Raw genomic sequence first — 17,906 nt, forward strand, 5'->3', positions numbered from 1 at the left:
GAATGACCTGCTGCGAAGATGTCGCTTTACTTCTGCGCTGTCCAGCGCGATTTTCCCCCTGAAATTCAACAAGTTTGGCATTTCCGGCTCAAGCGCCGGAAATGCAGGAGAGGAAGGCTCGTCATGGCTGGCGCTCAACAGGAATATGCGAAGTTCACGTGGGAAGACCCGCTTCTCCTCGACGAGATGCTCACCGATGACGAGCGCATGATCCGCGATACGGCCCGCGCCTATGCCCAGGAAAAGCTCCTGCCGCGCGTGATCGACGCCTATCGCGAGGAGCGCACGGACCGCGAGATCTTCAACGAGATGGGCGCGCTCGGCCTTCTGGGCGTCACTCTCCCTGAGGATTATGGCTGCGCCGGTGCATCCTACGTGGCCTATGGCCTCGTGGCGCGCGAGGTGGAGCGGGTCGATTCCGGCTACCGCTCCATGATGAGCGTGCAATCCTCCCTCGTTATGTATCCGATCTATGCCTACGGCTCCGAGGAGCAGCGCCGGAAGTACCTGCCCAAGCTCGCCTCGGGCGAGTTCGTGGGCTGCTTCGGCCTGACCGAGCCGGATGCCGGTTCCGATCCCGGCGGCATGAAGACGCGCGCGCAGAAGATCGACGGCGGCTATCGCCTGATCGGTTCCAAGATGTGGATTTCCAACTCGCCCATCGCGGATGTGTTCGTGGTGTGGGCGAAGTCGGAAGCCCACGACAACCAGATTCGTGGCTTCGTGCTGGACAAGGGCATGAAGGGCCTTTCCGCGCCGAAGATCGGCGGCAAGCTTTCGCTTCGCGCTTCCATCACCGGCGAGATCGTCATGGATGGCGTCGAGGTTGGCGAGGATGCGCTGCTGCCGAACGTGTCGGGCCTGAAGGGTCCCTTCGGCTGCCTCAACCGCGCGCGCTACGGCATCTCCTGGGGCTCCATGGGTGCGGCGGAGGATTGCTGGCACCGGGCGCGCCAGTACACGCTCGACCGCAAGCAGTTCAACCGCCCGCTCGCGGCAACGCAGCTCGTGCAGAAGAAGCTTGCCGACATGATGACCGAGATCACGCTCGGCCTTCACGCCTCGCTTCGCGTCGGCCGCCTTTTCGATGAAGGCCGTGTGGCGCCCGAGATGATCTCTCTCGTCAAGCGTAACAATTGCGGCAAGGCGCTCGATATCGCACGCATCGCCCGCGACATGCACGGCGGCAACGGCATCCAGGAAGAATACCACGTGATGCGCCACGCGCAGAACCTGGAGACGGTGAACACCTATGAAGGCACGCACGACGTGCACGCGCTAATCCTGGGTCGCGCGCAGACGGGCCTGCAGGCGTTCTTTTAATCAGGGGTGAGTCTCATGGCCGTTCGCATCACATTGGCCGGCGCGACCGGCTGGGTCGGCAAGGCGCTGGTGGCGGCGATTGCCGCCGCCGACGATCTGGAACTCGCAGGCGCCGTCAGCCGCAGCGCGGCGGGACAGGATGCGGGCGAGGCCGCCTGTTTGCAGCGCCTCGGCGTGACGATCAGCGCGACATTGGAGGAGGCGTTGCAGCAGCCTTCCGATGTGGTGATCGACTACACGAAGCCCAATGCCGTCAAGACGCATGCGCTGACCGCATTGGCGCAAGGCCGCCACGTGGTCGTCGGCACATCGGGCTTGTCGGCAGAGGATTACGCCGAGATCGACCGTCACGCTCAAGGAGCCGGCAAAGGCGTGCTGGCGGCAGGCAATTTCTCGATCACGGCAACCTTGCTGCGCCGCTTCGCGCTTGAAGCCGCGCGCTACGTGCCGGATGTGGAAGTCATCGATTACGCATCCGCAAAGAAGCCCGATACGCCGTCAGGCACCGCGCGCGAACTCGCCGAGCTTCTCAGCGATGTGCGCCAGGCCGCAACCTCCAAGGCAGTGAGCGAACTCACCGGCGTAAAAGAAACGCGCGGTGGTGCGCTCGGCGCCAAGGAGCCGGTTCAGGTTCACTCGCTTCGCCTGCCATCCTTCGTGCTGTCATGTGAAGCCGTGTTCGGCGCCGACAACGAACGCCTCGTGATCCGTCACGACGCCGGATCGTCGGCTGCTCCCTATGTCGCCGGCACGCTGCTCGCGGCACGTCGCGTCTCGTCCTTCGCTGGCCTGAAGCGCGGTCTCGATGCGGTGATGGATTGATCATATGAAGCCGCTTCAAGGTCTCAAAGTTCTCGAACTCGCCCGCATTCTTGCCGGTCCCTGGGTCGGGCAGCTGCTTGCCGATCTCGGCGCGGATGTGGTGAAGGTGGAGCGGCCCGGTGCGGGCGATGATACGCGCGGCTGGGGACCTCCTTTCATCGAGGGTGCCGAGGGCGAGGATCTTTCGGCGGCGTATTTTCATTCCTGCAATCGCGGCAAGCGCTCGATTGCGGTGGATTTCGAAACGGCTGAGGGCCAAGCGCTCGTGCGCCAGCTCGCGGCTCATGCCGATGTGGTCATCGAGAACTTCAAGGTCGGCGGCTTGAAGAAATACGGGCTCGATTACGAGAGCCTCAAAAACGTCAATCCGCGCCTCGTCTATTGTTCCATCACGGGCTTCGGCCAGAACGGGCCGTATGCGGCGCGCGCGGGCTATGACTTCATGATCCAGGGCCTCGGCGGCATCATGGATCTGACGGGCGATCCCGATGGCGAGCCGCAGAAGATCGGCGTGGCCTATGTCGATATTTTTACCGGCGTCTATTCCGTCGTCGGCATTCTCGCGGCTCTCCGCCAGCGCGATGAATCGGGCGAGGGTGCGCATCTCGACATGGCGCTGCTCGACGTGCAGACGAGCGTGCTCGCAAACCAGGCCATGAATTATTTGGCTTCGGCCAAGTCGCCGCGCCGCATGGGCAATGCCCATCCCAACATCGTGCCCTATCAGGTGTTTCCGGTCTCCGACGGCCATGTGATCGTGGCCGTGGGCAATGACGGCCAGTTCGCGCGCTTCGCCGCCGTGTTGGGCCAGCCGGAACTGGCGCAGGACGAGCGCTTCAAGACCAATGCGGGCCGTGTCGGGAACCGCCTCGACCTCGTGCCGCTGCTCACGGCGCTCACGCTTCGCAAGACGCGCGATGCTCTTCTGGCGGAACTTGAGAAACAGGGTGTGCCCGCAGGTCCCATCAACACGGTGGCTGATGTGTTCGACGATCCTCAGGTGATCGCGCGCGGCATGAAGATCGATCTGGCCTCACCCGCCGCGCAGGGCGGCAGCATTCCGTCCGTTCGCTCGCCGATTGTCATGAACGGCGAGCCGATGGCGGCAACCCGTCCTTCGCCGCGCCTGGGCGAACATACGGACGAGGTGCTGAGCGATCCATCCTGGATGGCGTGATGCGCTTTTAGGAAGCGATGCCCTTCTCGAGCAGCCGGCCGATCGCCTTGACGATCCGGTCGCGGTCCTGATCCGAGAAGGGGCTGAAATTATGCATTTCCATATTGCTCAACCCCTCGGCCGCAAGCCAGCCGAGGAGGGCGGTATCAAGATCGTCCGAATTGTCCTTGAGACGTTTCAATGTTTCGGAAATGATCTCTCGGACGGGATCGAGGAGACGCGGGTTCTCGGCGGTCGCGACCATCATGCCGGTGGCGATCTCCTGCATCCTGCCACCGCAGCACATGTTCAGGATGGTGGTCGCGACAAGGCGCGCCTCCAGGTTCGGTCCGGGCTTGGCCTGCTCGCGCAGGGCTTCCTTGGACTCGGTCACCTGATCGATCATGCGCTTGATCATGGCCTGGAGCAGCGCATCCTTGGTGGGAAAGTTGTAGAGAAGGCCGCCCTTGCTGAGCCCGGCACGCTCTGCCACCGCATCGAGGGTCAGACGGCCTGCCCCGATTTCGGCCACGAGTTCAGCCGCCGCGTCGAGAATTTTCTCGCGGGAACTCTTGCGGCCTCGGGTATTTTCCAACATTGGCAACTCTTGCAACTAAACCGTCCAGTCGGTATATAAATGGTGCCACGGCATTGGCGTCAAGGGTAAGTTGGGCTATTGCCGCACCCCACTTTAGCTAAGTCTGTTGCCCGCCCGGCGGGCTGTAACTTCTGGAAGAAGCCCATGAAACGGCGCATCGTAGTCAGTCTTGTTTTCCTTTTCGCGATCTTGCTCTGTGCCGGGCTGGTTGGGTTCAACTTCTTCCGGGATAAGATGATCGGCGACTTCTTCGCCAACATGCAGCAGCCACCCCAGACGGTGACGGCCGCCAAGGTCGAGGCGAAGACCTGGACGCCGAGCATCAGCGCCATCGGCACCGCCCGGGCTGCGAACGGCGTGGAACTCGCCTTCGAAACCCCCGGCATCGTCAAGGAAATCAAGTTCAAGGCCAACCAGAGCATCCGTCAGGGCGACGTGCTCGTTCAGCTCGACGATACGGTGGAGCGGGCGGACATTCAGGATGTCCAGGCTAACGTGAAGACGGCCGAGAGCAACTTCGAGCGCGCACGGTCGCTCTCGTCGCGCGGCTACGGCACCGAAGCCAATCTCGATCAGGCCAGCGCCCTGCTGGCGGCGGCGCGTTCGCGCCTCGCACGCCTTGAGGCGACGATCGAGCAGAAGGCCCTGAAGGCTCCCTTCTCGGGCGTAATCGGCATTCCGCGCGTCGATGTAGGACAATATCTTCAGCCCGGCTCGGTCATCGCGAGCTTCCAGGACCTCGATTCGATGAAGGTCGATTTCACGGTGCCTGAGCAGATGGCCCAGAACGTCAAGCTCGGCCAGGAAGTGCGCCTGGGCGTGAGCGACACCCAGCTTCCCTTCAAGGGGCGCATCACGGGTAAAGACCCACGCGTCGATCCCAAGACCCGCCTCGTCTCCGTGCAGGCCCTCATTGAGGACAACAAGGAAAGGGCGCTTCTTCCGGGCCAGTTCCTCCACGTGGAGGTGATCCTGCCGCAGGAGCCCAACGTCATTACCGTGCCACAGACGGCGGTTATCACCAGCCTCTACGGTGACTACGTCTACACGATCGAACAGGAAGAGAAGGCGGGTAACCAGGTGCAGGTTGCACGTCAGGTCTTCGTGAAGACCGGCCGCCGCCGCGGGGGAACGCTTGAAGTTCTCTCCGGCATTCAAGCCGGGCAGCAGGTCGTGGCCTCGGGGCAGAACAAGCTGCAGGCCGGTGCGACCGTCAAGATCGACAACACCATTGATGTGACCAAGCTCGACGCGTCCAAACTCGCGAATGGGCAATAGGCAAAAACGCCATGAGTTTCACCGAACTATTCATCCGCCGCCCCGTCCTGTCGATGGTGGTGAGCCTTCTGATCCTGTTGCTTGGTGCGCAGGGCCTGATGAGCCTTCAAGTGCGCCAGTATCCTGAGGTCAAGGAAACCACGATCACGGTGACCACAGCCTATGTGGGCGCCAGCGCGGACCTGATTCAGGGCTTCATCAGCACGCCCATCGCGAAATCCGTGTCGAGTGCGGAAGGCGTCGACTACGTGACGACGCAGAGCCGCCAGGGCGTCAGCACGGTCTCCGTGCGCATGCGCCTGAACACGGACCCGAACGCCGCGCTCACCGAGGTCACCGCCAAGGTGCAGCAGATCCGCGCGCAGCTTCCGCAGGAGGCCGAAGATCCGGTCATCATGAAGGGCACGGGCCAGAGCTTCGCCCTCATGTACATCACCTTCGGCAGCACGGAGATGAACTCGGAGCAGGTCAGCGAATTCCTGACCCGCGTCGTGCAGCCGCGTTTCGCGACGCTCGAAGGCGTCGGCAACGCCGAAATCCTCGGCGGGCGCGACTTCGCCATGCGCGTTTGGATCGATCCGGTGCGGCTTGCAGCGCGCGGCGTGACGGCGGGCGATCTGGTGCAGGCAATCAACTCCAATAACTTCCTCGCCGCTCCTGGCAAGACGAAGAACGAATACGTCGCCTACACCCTCGACATGCAGACCACGCTGCAGACGCCCGAGACCTTCGGCGCGCTGCCGATCCGCTCGGAGGGCGATCAGGTCGTGCGCCTGCGCGACGTGGCGGATGTGGAGCTCGGCCCCAAGAGCACGGATACCATCGTCGCCTTCAACGGCAGCGAGGGCACCTTCATCGGCATCACGCCGACACCTTCGGCCAATCCGCTGACCGTTGCCGACGAGGTGACGAAGGCCATCGATTCGATCCGACCGACGCTGCCCAAGGGCATGACCGTCGAGATCGTTTACGACGCCTCGAACTTCATCTCGGCTTCCATCGAAGAGGTGTTCAAGACCATCGCCGAGGCGGCTCTTATCGTCGTCGTCGTGATCCTGCTGTTCCTGGGCTCCTTCCGCTCGGTGCTGATCCCGGTCGTCACGATTCCGCTTTCGCTGATCGGCGTGTGCTTCTTCCTCTACGCGCTGGGCTATTCGATCAACCTGCTCACCCTGCTCGCCATGGTGCTGGCCATCGGTCTCGTGGTCGATGACGCCATCGTGGTGCTGGAGAACATCCATCGACACATCGAAGAAGGGCTCAAACCCGTCGATGCGGCCATCGTGGGCATGAAGGAGATCTTCCTTCCTATCGTCTCCATGACGATTACGCTTGCGGCGGTTTATGCGCCCATCGGCTTTACGCAAGGCCTGACGGGCTCATTGTTCCGCGAATTCGCGTTCACGCTGGCTGGCGCGGTGATCATCTCGGGCATCGTCGCCGTGACCCTGTCGCCGATGATGTCCTCGAAGCTCCTGAAGCCTCACGGTTCGCAGAGCCGCTTCGCCGCCTTCGTCGACCGCACCTTCACGCGGTTGGAGAACTGGTATGCGCGTCGTCTCAAAGGCTCGCTCGATTATCGCGGCGTGACGCTCGTGATCGTCGCCGTTCTGCTCGGCACGACGGCCTTCCTCTTCATGAAGACCGGCTCCGAACTGGCGCCGGAAGAGGATCAGGGTGCGTATCTCGGCATCGTCAACGTGCCGAAATACGCGACGGCCGAGTACACCCAGGCCTTCTCCAAGCAATTCACGAACGCAGCCGAAAAGATCCCTGAGATCGATGACAGCTTCCTGATCATCGGTATCGATGGCGGCGGTGGCGGGTTCTTCGGCTTCAAGCTCAAGGAATGGAGCGAGCGCGAGAAGAAGGGCGCGGCCACCAAGCAGGAGATTCAGAATCTTCTGAATGAGAATGCCGGCGTCCAGGCCTTCACTTTCGCGCCTCCATCGCTCCCTGGCGGCGGCGACGGCCTGCCGATCCAGTTCGTGCTGCGGACCATTGGCGATTCGTCTCAGGCCTATGAGGTCGCAGAGGAAATCCGCAAGGAGGCGATGAAGTCCGGCAAGTTCATCGTGGTGCAGAACTCGATCTCCTACGAGACGCCCCGTGCGCGTATCATCATCGACCGTGATCGCGCGGCCGCGCTCGGGGTTCAGGTCTCCGAGATCGGCAACACGCTGGGTGCCCTCGTCGGCGGTGCGTCGATCTCGAAATTCGACCGGGACAGCCGCAGCTACGACGTGGTCAGCCAGGTGCGCCAGCAGGATCGTCTGAATCCTGAGCGTCTGGCCGAGTACTACGTGCGTGCCTCCGACGGATCGATGGTTCCGCTCTCCGCGCTCGTCAGCATCAAGACGGATGCGGCGCCTGCGGTCATCGAGCAGTTCAACCAGCTGAACTCGGCGACGGTCGGGGCGCTGCCTTTGCCTGGAGTGACCACCTCGGAAGGCTTGGCGACCCTGCGCGAGATTGCGCAAAGGGTCATGCCTCAGGGCTTCTATGAGGATTACGCCGGTCAGTCGCGCCTCGAAATTCAGGAAGGCAACTCGATCTTCCTGGCCTTCGGCCTCGCCATCATCGTGATTTATCTGGTGCTGGCGGCGCAGTTCGAGAGCTTCCGCGATCCGTTCATCATCATGATGTCGGTCCCGCTCTCCATGTTCGGCGCGATGATCTTCCTCAACCTCGGGCTCGCGACGCTCAACATCTATACGCAGGTGGGCTTGATCACCCTTGTGGGCCTGATCACGAAGCACGGCATTCTGATGGTGGAGTTCGCCAACGATCTGAAGGAGAAGCACGGCACCAACAAGCGTGAAGCGATCGAGGAGGCCGCCCGCGTGCGTCTTCGCCCGATCCTCATGACCACGGCGGCCATGGTGCTCGGCGTCGCGCCGCTGCTCTATGCCTCCGGCGCAGGTGCCGCGGCCCGCTTCTCCATGGGTCTCGTGATCGCCTCGGGCATGTCCATCGGCACGATCTTCACGCTCTTCGTGGTGCCGATGTTCTACACCTTCATCTCGAAGGAAACCGTCCGCAGCGGCAAGGCCGAAGACCGGCAGGCCCATCACAGGGCTCTCGCGGCCGAGTAACCAGGGGCCGGCGTCACGCCGGTCTCTCTTCAAGACAAACGAAAAGGGCCGGAGCGAAACGCTCCGGCCCTTTTTCATTGAAGCTTGGCCGTGAGGCTTAGCGGGTCATCTCGCCTTCGACTTCCATGAAGGGCGACACGGACTTGAAGCCCGCCTGCTCGGCAGCCTTGCGAACCGCCTCGGCCACTTCCGTCGAGTGAACCTCGATGGTCTCGCCCGTCTTCGAGTCCACGAACATGATCTTCATGGCGTTCACTTCCGGCTGGCCGTGGGACACCACATAGGAGTTCTGGGTGGCCAGACGGTGCACGAGGCCTGCATCCCGCAGGAAGTCGAGCGCACGATAGATCGTGACCGGGGCCAGGCGCTTCTTGTCGCTGCTCAGGCGGTCGACCAGATCGTAGGCGCCCACGGGGCCGCCGCTCTGCACGAGTTCGCGGTAAACGCGCTCGCGGATCGGCGTCAGCCGAAGATTATTCTGGCGGCACAGATCGTCCGCACGGCGGAGGAGGTTGTCCTCCTCTTCTTTCCTGAGGGCTCGGGTGCTCATAGGCCTCGCTCCTGTTATTTCAAAACCTACATATTCATATAGGTAAAGTTGGAACCGAACAATGTGCTATCGTTGCAATAACCACTTGCAATTCTGCACATTACGAAACGGAAGCTGGCAATTAGGCAGACAAGTCCTGGAAAACCGCCGTTACGTTCTATAGTAACGTTAGAACTCAGGCTAAGTTACAGGATATAACATCACTCGGCGCAAGTGTCGCAGAGACCTCGAATCTCTACGGTAACCTTCTTGGGGTGGAAGGCGTGACCATCGCTCCACTGGGCGAGTCGGTCATTGATCTGCTCATCGCAGAATTCCGTCACCAGACCGCAATTCTCGCAGATGGCGAAGGCGGCCATGTCATGATGGTGGGGGTGTTTGCAGGCCACATAGGCGTTGAGGCTCTCCAGCCGGTGCGCCAGTCCCTTCTCGATCAGCTTGTCGAGGGAGCGATAGACCGTGGGGGGCGTCACGGCGCCCTTGCCGCGCATCTTGTCGAGCACCTCATAGGCCGAGAGCGGGTTCTGGGCGGCCGTCAGGATACGGTGAACCCGTTTCTGCGTCTCGTTCAGTTCATCGAGGGCATGATGATGGTGGTGCGTCGGCGCCATAAGTGAAATCGCGTTCCCGGCTGGATAGTATGTCGCCTATACGTCATGATTGCCGGGGTGATTTCAAGAGATTCCGACAAAAAGCCTCAGAGATCCACCCATGCCGCCTTGCGCTGAGAAGACCGCACGGCCGCTTCGATGAAGCGCACGCCGCGCACGCCGTGGTCCACAGTAGGAACCTGAAGCGCGAAGGGATTGGGCTCCCGTTTCTCGATGCGCGCCGCGACCAGCTCCGCCACATCCGTATAAAGCTGCGCGAAACCTTCCAGATAGCCTTCCGGATGCCCGCCCGGAATACGTGAGGCGGCGCGGGACACGTCATCGGCTCCGTAGCCGTTGCGGCGGATGAGGCGCGGCGGCTCGCCCAGCGGCGAGAACAGCAGGACGTTCGGATTCTCCTGATGCCATTCGAGTCCGGCCTTGTCGCCATAGACGCGGATGCGCAAACCGTTCTCCAGGCCCGACGCGATCTGGCTGCACCAGAGCATGCCGCGCGCGCCAGAGTTGAAGCGCAGCATCATGTGAGCATTGTCGTCGAGGCGGCGACCTTCCACGAAGGTGTGCAATTCGGCCGAGAGCGCGGCGATCTCGTCGCCTGCGATGAACTCGGCAAGGTTGAAGGCATGCGTGCCGATATCGCCCACCGAGCCCGCTGGGCCCGAACGCGCGGGATCGGTGCGCCATTCGGCCTGCTTGCTGCCGGTCTCTTCCACACGGGTGGCAAGCCAGTCCTGCGCGTATTCCACCTGCACGACGCGAATGCGTCCGAGTTCGCCCGCCTGAATCATGGCGCGGGCCTGCCGCACCAGGGGGTAGCCCGTGTAGTTGTGCGTGACCGCGAAGATGAGGCCGGAATCCTTCGCGAGCTTGGCAAGCTGATCCGCCTCGCGCCGTGTCGTGGTGAGAGGCTTGTCGCAAATGACGTGAATGCCGGCTTTCAAGAAGGCGCGCGCCGCCGCCGCATGGGCGTGGTTGGGCGTCACGATGGCGACCGCATCGATGCCGTCCTTCAGCCGCCGCTCCCGGCGCGCCATCTCGTTGAAATCGCCATAGACCCGGTCGGGCTTTAGAAGCAGGTCTTCGCCGGACAACCGTGCGCGTTCCGGATCGGACGAGAGGGCGCCCGCCACAAGCTCCCATCGGTCGTCGAGCCGCGCCGCGATGCGGTGCACCGCGCCGATGAACGCGCCGCGTCCGCCGCCCACCATGCCGAGGCGCAGGCGGCGATTGAGCTTCTGATCCGGCGATCCGGTGATGGCCATGGCGTTTCCCCTTACGCGTCGATGCCGAGCATGCGCCGGTTGGCGGCTTCATCCGTTCCGCCGGCCGCGAAATCGTCGAAGGCCTTCTCGGTTACGCGGATGATGTGAGCCTTGATGAAGTCGGCGCCTTCGCGTGCGCCGTCTTCAGGATGTTTGAGGGCGCATTCCCATTCCAGCACGGCCCATGAATCGTAATCGTACTGCGCGAGCTTCGAGAAGATGGCGTTGAAATCCACCTGCCCGTCGCCCAGCGAGCGGAACCGGCCCGCTCGATTGATCCAGCTCTCGTAGCCGCCATAGACGCCGATGCGTCCTGACGGATTGAACTCCGCGTCCTTGGCGTGAAACGCCTTGATGCGCTCGTGATAGAGATCGATGAAGGCGATGTAGTCGAGCTGCTGCAGCAGGAAGTGGCTGGGATCGTAGTTGATGCAGGCGCGGGCGTGACCGCCGACGGCATCCACGAAACGCTCGAAGGTTGCGCCGTCGTGAATGTCCTCGCCCGGATGGATCTCATAAGCGACGTCGCAGCCCGCATCCTCATAAGTATCGAGAATGGGACGCCAGCGGCGACCGAGTTCCTCGAAGGCAGTCTCCACGAGACCGGCTGGGCGCTGCGGCCAGGGATAGATAAAGGGCCAGGCCAACGCGCCGGAGAAGGTGACGCTCGCCTTCAGGCCGAGGCGCTTGGAGGCTTTTGCTCCCGCGATCATCTGATCCACGGCCCATTCCTGCCGGGCCTTCGGGTTGCCGCGCACTTCGGGGGGCGCAAATCCGTCGAAGCCTTCATCAAAGGCCGGATGCACGGCCACGAGCTGGCCTTGCAGGTGCGTGGAGAGTTCCGTGATTTCGAGACCGTGAGAGCGTACGAGGCCCTGGACCTCATCGCAGTAAGCGGCGGAATCCGCAGCTTTCTTCAGGTCGAACAGGCGCGCATCCCAGGTGGGAATCTGCACACCCTTGTAGCCGATGGACGCCGCCCACCGGCAGATGGAGTCGAGCGAATTGAACGGCGCTTCATCACCCGCAAATTGCGCGAGAAAGAGGCCGGGACCCTTCATGGTCTTCATGGATGAACTCCCAAGGTGCGGGGTGCGGGAAAGGCGCCAGTACAKGCAAGAGGAAGCCGCCCGCGAATCCGGTCGAGCAGCTTGCCGTTGCCTCGCCCCTGATGATCAGGGGCGAGGTTTTGGTTCTGTCGGTTAGAACGGCGAGTTCGGGAAATAGTGGTCCTTCGCGTTGTCCTTCGTGATGAGCTGAGCGTTCAGCACGAAGGTGCCACGCATCGGGGCATTCGTGTAGAAGTTCGCAGCCGTTACGTGCATCGCGGTGGCGACCAGGGCCGGCGGATAGGTCACGTCGACGGGGATCATCTTGTCGCCGTCCATGACGCGCTTGACCATCTCCTTCATGCCGGCACCGCCGACCACGAACTTGATGTCTTCACGCTTCGCCTGACGAATGGCTTCGAGAACGCCGAGAGCCATGTCGTCGTCGGCAGCCCAGACCGCGTCGATCTTCGGATGCTTGGACAGGAAGTCCTGCATCACCTTGAACGCGTCGTCGCGGTTCCAGTTGGCGTATTGCTTGTCGATGACCTTGACGCCCGAGCCTTCGATGGCCTTCTCGAAGTTGGACACGCGCTCTTCATCGAGCACGGTCGGGATGCCGCGCAGGACAACGATATTGCCCTGCTTCAAGGTGTCGGCGAAGTACTTGCCGGCAATGCGTCCGAAGCCCGGATTGTCACCCGCGACGTAGATGTCCTGGATCGTCGGGTCTTTCAGGCCGCGGTCGATCACGGTAACGAGAACGCCTTTCTTCTTTACCTCGCGGACAGGGTTCGTCAGCTCGTCCGAGTTGAAGGGCAGAACGACGAGAGCGTCGATCTTCTGGGCGGTGAGGTCGTCAAGCGCATTCGCCTGAGCCGCGCCGTCCGGCGATGTCTTGAGGATGACCTTGAGACCAGGATACGCCTTCTCGAGCTCCTTAGCGGTCTCCTGAGCGTGGTAGACGGCGCCGCCGGTCCAACCATGGGTGGCGGCCGGAATGGACACGCCGATCGTCACATTCTTCTGCTGAGCCATTGCGCCCGTGGCGACGCCGGCCATAAGGCCCGCCGCGAGTGCGATCTTCAATGCTGTTGCTTTCATCTCATTCCTCCCTGGAGGGTTGTTTGAAGAGCCCTTCCTTTGTGTCCGGCGGGCTCTTGCCGGTTTCATCGCCCGCGGTGGACTGACCGCTGCACGAGCATGGCGATAATGATGATGGCACCTTGAACCGCGCCCACGAGAAACTCGGAGACGAAGTTCGACAGCACCATGATGTTCGCGACGAGTTCGAGGATCACCGCGCCGACGACAGTGCCCCAGATGCGGCCGATGCCGCCCTTGAGCGCCGTGCCGCCGATCACGACGGCGGTGATAGCCTGCAATTCCCACAACAGGCCGGTGGTCGGCGTGGCCGAGCCAAGGCGCGGCACATAGACCAGAACGGCGATGCCGACGCAGATGCCCTGGATGATGTAGGTGAGCGTGCGCACGCGCCAGATCGGGACGCCGGAATAGCGGGCGACATCCTCATTGGAGCCGAGTGCCACCACATGGCGGCCGAAGGATGTGCGATAAAGGATCAATGCGCCGATGGCGGCGACCACGAGGAACGCGATGATGGGAACCGGAACGCCGAAGACGCTGCCGAAATAGACCGGGCGATACATTTCGCGCAGTTCGGAATTGCGCATGGTGATCGTGCCACCCGCCGCCAGCCAGATCACCAGAGAGCGGTAGATGCCCATGGTGCCAAGCGTCACGATGAAGGGCTCGATGCGCCCGAAGGTGACGATCAGGCCGTTTGCCATGCCGCAGGCGGCGCTGACCGCAATCGCCGCCAGCATGCCGAGGGCCAGCGTGCCCATGTCTCCGCCCCCGAGATTGTTGAGAGTGAGAATCATGATGCCGGCCGTCAGCGCGGCCATGGAGCCGACGGACAGGTCGAGGCCGCCGCTCGCGATCACGAAGGTCGCGCCCACCGCGATGATGGCGATGAAGGCCGAACGGGTGACCACGTTCAGCAGGTTCGATGCGGTGAGGAAGTCGGGATTGATGAGCGCGCCCGCGATCACCAGCACGATCAGCGCGATGAAGGGCGAGAGCGCCCGCATGTCGATGTTGAACTTGCGCTTGTCAGCGCTGCTGCGAAGCACGGTTTCGGTCATACATGGCCTGCGGCGATTTCCGCCGCCCTTTCTTCGTGAACGCCGGTGGCGAGATAGACGATGGCATCCTCCGACAGGTCCGCTTGCGCGACCTCGCCCGCGACGCGGCCGTTGCGCATCACGATCGCGCGGTGGCACAGGCCGATCAGCTCCTGCATTTCGGAGGATATGACGATGACGGAGAGCCCTTCTTCGGCGAGCTGCGCGATGAAGCGGTAGATCTGCTCCTTCGTGCCGATATCGACGCCGCGTGTGGGCTCGTCGATGATAATGATGCGCGGCTCGGCCAGCATCATCTTGGCGAGCAGCAGCTTCTGCTGGTTGCCGCCGGAGAGCTGTCCGGCCAAGAGATCGCGGCGGCGCGCGCGGATGTCGAAATCCTGAATCGCCTTGTCGAGGGCGCGCTCCTCGGCAGCGACATCGATGAAGGAACCGCGCGTGAATTTTTCAAGCGCTGCAAGCGACAGGTTGACCCTGAGATTCTGCTGAAGAAGAAGGCCTTTGCCTTTGCGGTCCTCGGAGAGATAGACGATGCCCGCCGCCATGGCTTCGCGCGCATCGCGAAATTGAACCTGCTTCCCATCGAGAGTAATCGAACCTTGATGGGGGCGAAGTCCGACAAGGCCCTCGAACAGCTCGGTGCGGCCCGCGCCGATGAGGCCGCCGAAGCCAAGGATCTCGCCGCGCTTCAAGATGAAGGAGACATTCTCCACATAGCCGGGCACGACCATGTCACGCACGGACAGGATCGTCTGGTCGGAGGCCGTTGCAGGCTTGTCCGGATAGAGCTTGGACATGTCGCGGCCCACCATGAGCTTTGCCATCTCAAGCGGCTCCAGGCCTTCCACATCGCGCGTCACGATATGGCGTCCGTCGCGTAGCACGGTCACCCGGTCGGCCACCGCCTTCACCTCGTTCAGGCGGTGGGAGATATAAAGAACGGCCACGCCCTGGGCGCGCAGCTTGCGGATGATTTCGAAAAGGCTTTCGGCCTCGATGGGTGTCAGAACCGCGGTGGGTTCGTCAAAGGCGACCACCTTGTGCGGCACGAGGAGCGCGCGGGCGATCTGCACGAGCTGACGGTCGGCGATAGAGAGCGTGCGTACCTCGCGGTCGGGATCGATGCGCGTACCGAGTTCGGAAAGCACCACGCGGGTACGCTCGCGCATGGCCTTGTCGTCGACGAAGCCGAAGCGGCGGATCTCGCGACCGAGAAACACGTTCTGCGCAACCGTCAGGTCTTCGGCGAGCAGGATTTCCTGGTGCACCAGAACGATGCCGTGGCTTTCCGCATCCACCGGCCCGGTGAACGTGATCGGCTGCCCGTTGAGATAAAGCTCGCCTTTCGTGGGCGGGAGATGGCCCGACAGGATGCGCATCAGCGTCGACTTGCCCGCGCCGTTCTCGCCGATGACGGCATGAACCTCGCCGGGCTTCAGATCCAGCGAAATGCCGCTCAGGACCTCGATAGGTCCGAAGGATTTCGAGATGTTTTCTGCGCGCAGGACAGAATCCATGCAGGGCTCCGGATAAGCGACGTCAGACGCTTGCGGGACTGCGCAAACGGTGGTTCAGGCAACTCGCAATATGGTCGGATCAGCAGGTCAGATCGGGTGCTGGCATGCGTTTCCTCCGGCTTGTCACGTCGTCCTCTGGCGGGACTTGAGTAAACGATCTAGGGACATTCCACTCGTTGGCAATGCCTCTATGTAATCGATTACATGAAAAACTTTACCGCAACGACGGCTTCTGTCAAACAGAACCATCGTAGGGGGAGGAACATGGACGAGAGCGGGCAGGCGGACGGGTTTGAACGGGATGGCGCCATCGTGCGTGCCGCCCGGATTCAGGACGTCGCGAAACTTGCCGAGGTCTCGACCGCCACCGTGAGTCGGGCGCTCGCCACCCCGGAGCGCGTGTCTCCCGAGGCGCGGGCCCGTGTTCTCGAAGCGATTGCCAAGACAGGCTATGTGCCCAATCCCGCCGCGCGGTCCCTGCGCTCCCAGAAGACCTATATGGTGCTGGTGGTTTTGCCCGATCTAGCGAACACGTTCTTCTCAAAAATCCTGCGCGGGATCGAGGAGACCCTGTTCGAAGCGGGCTACGGCATGATTATCAGCGATCTCGACGGATCGCCGGAAAAGGAGGCGCATTTCGCGGCCTTCACGGCAGCCGGCCGCGTCGATGGGGCCATTCTCCTCAACGGCCATCTCTTCGGTCAAAGTCGGGAGGGCGCGGGGGCGCCTGTGCGGATCGGGATTCCATTGGTGGCGCTCTGCGAAGCCATTCCCTCCGCCGACATTCCGCAGATCGAGATCGACAACCGGGTCGCCGCATCGCGCATGACTCAGCATCTTGCCTCCCTCGGCCATCGCAGCATTGCCTATGTAAGCGGCCCTGCCGGCAACGTGCTGGAGCGCGAGCGTTTCCAGGGTTATCGCGACGGGTTGGAAGCCACCGGGCTCGCCTTCGATCCGGCGCTCGTCATTCCCGGTGATTACACCATCACCGCCGGTGTCGCTGCGGGGCAGGATCTGGCAGCGCGCAAGCAGCGTCCGAGCGCCGTCTTCTGCACCAGCGATGAAATGGCTATCGGCCTCATGCGGACCCTGCTGTCGTCGGGCCTGAGAGTGCCGGAGGATATTTCAGTGGCAGGGTTCGACGATATCRAGTTCGCCGCCGTTACCGAGCCTGCTCTCACGACAATTCATCAGCCGCGCCGCGAACTCGGCCAAGCGGCGGCGTCCATGCTGATCGATCTTCTTCAAGGTAAGCCGGCATCCAGGCGGATCACGCTCGATACGGATCTCGTGATCCGCGACAGCGTCGCGCCCGTTGCTCAGAAGATGCTGAAGGCGCCGACGAACAGGACCAGCACCAGGCCGATGAAGCCTACATAGGCGTAAAGCGCCTTGCTCGAATTCCGGTGGGCATAAGCGTCCATCTCCGCTCCGTCCCGCCAGCGGGCAGCGCTCTCCTGATGGCGGGCCAGTGCGACCTGCTCGGGCTTCGGCGGGAAGCCGGCGGCCTCATCGTCCGTTCCTAAAGGGGAAAGAGCCAGATCGAACACTGCGTTCTTGTCGCCGGTGCGGCCGCTATCGATGTCCCCCTTGAGCTGAGCCGAAGTCGGGTTTGGATGCATGGGTGGCGGGTCCATCGGTTCGATCGTGCGCGTAGGCGGAATGTCTCGACTGTTGGGGTTGTCTGAACGGGTAGACATCGCAACTCTCCCAGGCTCCACTGTTGGGGAAACAGTCTGGGTCCTGCGCGGTTCCTAAGCTTGGGCGTTCCACGGCATCTCGCTAATGCGCAGGAGAACGGACAAGAAAAAAGGCCGCTGTTGCCAGCGGCCCGAAGTTTAGGGAGGAAACGCCCAAGAAGGGCAACAACACTGCGACGCCAATCGCCGTGCTGCACTGCAAGAAATAAGGAGTGCCCAATCATTCTACAAGATTAAAAGGTCAGCATAGCTGCCCATTTTTTGACCTCGTAAGAATGGCTCGTTTCCCATGGTTGCAGGGACCGCAGTGGGGGTCAGTGATTAAATTTAATGCAACAATGATGCAAGGGTGGAGAATGCCGACACTCAATGCCGTCCTGGAAACCGCTCTCTATGTGGACGATCTCGCTCGTGCAAAGGAATTTTATGAGGGATCGCTCGGCCTGAACCTTCTCAGGGGCGATCACCGCATGTGCGCCTTCGATGTGGGCGGGCGCAGCGTCCTGCTGCTGTTCCAGCGAGGCGCTTCCGCGCAGACCATGACAGTGCCGGGCGGGACGATTCCGCCCCATGATGGGCACGGCCCCCTGCACATCGCCTTCGCCATTGCGGCAGATGAGCTGCAGGCCTGGGAGGAGAAACTGGAGAAGAGCGGCATCGCCATCGAGGGCCGGACCATCTGGCAGCGTGGCGGCACCAGCCTTTATTTCAGGGACCCGGACGGGCATCTCCTCGAATTGGCGACGCCCGGCCTTTGGCAGACCTATTGAGGCA

General features: G+C 62.2%; 16 protein-coding genes. 7 read left to right on the forward strand and 9 right to left on the reverse strand.

Features of this window, described 5'->3' with window-relative positions; genetic code table 11:
• Positions 1–123: 123 nt before the first annotated feature.
• From ACXJKO_RS04845 to ACXJKO_RS04855, 3 genes are read left to right on the forward strand one after another with little or no spacing between them, the layout of a single operon-like run.
• Positions 124–1,323: an acyl-CoA dehydrogenase gene (locus ACXJKO_RS04845; protein WP_457089953.1), complete on the forward strand. Its 1,200-nt coding sequence runs from the start codon at positions 124–126 to the stop codon at positions 1,321–1,323.
• Positions 1,324–1,338: 15 nt separating this feature from the next.
• Positions 1,339–2,145, forward strand: coding sequence for a 4-hydroxy-tetrahydrodipicolinate reductase (gene dapB / locus ACXJKO_RS04850; RefSeq protein WP_457089954.1), 807 nt, complete (start codon positions 1,339–1,341; stop codon positions 2,143–2,145).
• A gap of 4 nt (positions 2,146–2,149) precedes the next feature.
• Positions 2,150–3,322 carry a CaiB/BaiF CoA transferase family protein gene (locus ACXJKO_RS04855; protein ID WP_457089955.1) on the forward strand — a complete coding sequence of 391 codons (1,173 nt, stop codon included), beginning with the start codon at positions 2,150–2,152 and terminating at the stop codon, positions 3,320–3,322.
• Between the two features lie 7 nt (positions 3,323–3,329).
• Here ACXJKO_RS04855 and ACXJKO_RS04860 read toward each other — a convergent pair whose 3' ends face one another.
• A complete protein-coding gene (locus tag ACXJKO_RS04860; RefSeq protein ID WP_457089956.1) occupies positions 3,330–3,899 on the reverse strand; it encodes a TetR/AcrR family transcriptional regulator in 570 nt (189 codons plus the stop codon).
• 144 nt (positions 3,900–4,043) lie between these two features.
• Between ACXJKO_RS04860 and ACXJKO_RS04865 the strand changes: the two genes are divergently transcribed.
• The gene (locus tag ACXJKO_RS04865; RefSeq protein WP_457089957.1) at positions 4,044–5,177 is read left to right on the forward strand and encodes an efflux RND transporter periplasmic adaptor subunit; all 1,134 of its coding nucleotides are present in this window, start codon (positions 4,044–4,046) and stop codon (positions 5,175–5,177) included.
• A gap of 11 nt (positions 5,178–5,188) precedes the next feature.
• The gene (locus tag ACXJKO_RS04870) at positions 5,189–8,272 is read left to right on the forward strand and encodes an efflux RND transporter permease subunit (RefSeq protein WP_457089958.1); all 3,084 of its coding nucleotides are present in this window, start codon (positions 5,189–5,191) and stop codon (positions 8,270–8,272) included.
• Between the two features lie 97 nt (positions 8,273–8,369).
• On the opposite strand, the gene ACXJKO_RS04875 is transcribed toward ACXJKO_RS04870, so the two are convergent.
• The 7 genes from ACXJKO_RS04875 to ACXJKO_RS04905 all read right to left on the reverse strand — a co-directional run bounded on the left by ACXJKO_RS04875 (position 8,370) and on the right by ACXJKO_RS04905 (position 15,429).
• Positions 8,370–8,822 (reverse strand): Fur family transcriptional regulator, encoded by a 453-nt coding sequence (locus ACXJKO_RS04875; RefSeq protein WP_457089959.1) that lies wholly within the window; start codon positions 8,820–8,822, stop codon positions 8,370–8,372.
• A gap of 200 nt (positions 8,823–9,022) precedes the next feature.
• Positions 9,023–9,433: a Fur family transcriptional regulator gene (locus tag ACXJKO_RS04880; protein WP_457089960.1), complete on the reverse strand. Its 411-nt coding sequence runs from the start codon at positions 9,431–9,433 to the stop codon at positions 9,023–9,025.
• A gap of 86 nt (positions 9,434–9,519) precedes the next feature.
• Positions 9,520–10,695, reverse strand: coding sequence for a Gfo/Idh/MocA family protein (locus ACXJKO_RS04885; protein ID WP_457089961.1), 1,176 nt, complete (start codon positions 10,693–10,695; stop codon positions 9,520–9,522).
• Between the two features lie 11 nt (positions 10,696–10,706).
• A complete protein-coding gene (locus tag ACXJKO_RS04890; RefSeq protein WP_457089962.1) occupies positions 10,707–11,765 on the reverse strand; it encodes a sugar phosphate isomerase/epimerase family protein in 1,059 nt (352 codons plus the stop codon).
• Positions 11,766–11,897: 132 nt separating this feature from the next.
• On the reverse strand, positions 11,898–12,848 hold the full coding sequence (locus tag ACXJKO_RS04895) for an ABC transporter substrate-binding protein (RefSeq protein ID WP_457089963.1): 951 nt from the start codon (positions 12,846–12,848) through the stop codon (positions 11,898–11,900).
• A gap of 65 nt (positions 12,849–12,913) precedes the next feature.
• Positions 12,914–13,912, reverse strand: coding sequence for an ABC transporter permease (locus ACXJKO_RS04900; protein ID WP_457089964.1), 999 nt, complete (start codon positions 13,910–13,912; stop codon positions 12,914–12,916).
• Positions 13,909–15,429, reverse strand: coding sequence for a sugar ABC transporter ATP-binding protein (locus ACXJKO_RS04905; RefSeq protein ID WP_457089965.1), 1,521 nt, complete (start codon positions 15,427–15,429; stop codon positions 13,909–13,911). Before ACXJKO_RS04905 ends, ACXJKO_RS04900 begins: the two co-directional genes overlap by 4 nt.
• A 264-nt stretch (positions 15,430–15,693) precedes the next feature.
• On the opposite strand from ACXJKO_RS04905, the gene ACXJKO_RS04910 reads away from it, so the two are divergent.
• The gene (locus tag ACXJKO_RS04910) at positions 15,694–16,812 is read left to right on the forward strand and encodes a LacI family DNA-binding transcriptional regulator (protein WP_457089966.1); all 1,119 of its coding nucleotides are present in this window, start codon (positions 15,694–15,696) and stop codon (positions 16,810–16,812) included.
• On the opposite strand, the gene ACXJKO_RS04915 is transcribed toward ACXJKO_RS04910, so the two are convergent.
• Positions 16,752–17,132 (reverse strand): hypothetical protein, encoded by a 381-nt coding sequence (locus tag ACXJKO_RS04915; RefSeq protein ID WP_457089967.1) that lies wholly within the window; start codon positions 17,130–17,132, stop codon positions 16,752–16,754. The two genes, ACXJKO_RS04910 and ACXJKO_RS04915, sit on opposite strands and share 61 nt — an antisense overlap.
• Positions 17,133–17,488: 356 nt before the next feature.
• Between ACXJKO_RS04915 and ACXJKO_RS04920 the strand changes: the two genes are divergently transcribed.
• On the forward strand, positions 17,489–17,902 hold the full coding sequence (locus tag ACXJKO_RS04920; protein WP_457089968.1) for a VOC family protein: 414 nt from the start codon (positions 17,489–17,491) through the stop codon (positions 17,900–17,902).
• Positions 17,903–17,906 lie beyond the last annotated feature (4 nt).

The organism is Microvirga sp. P5_D2 (genome assembly GCF_054049475.1).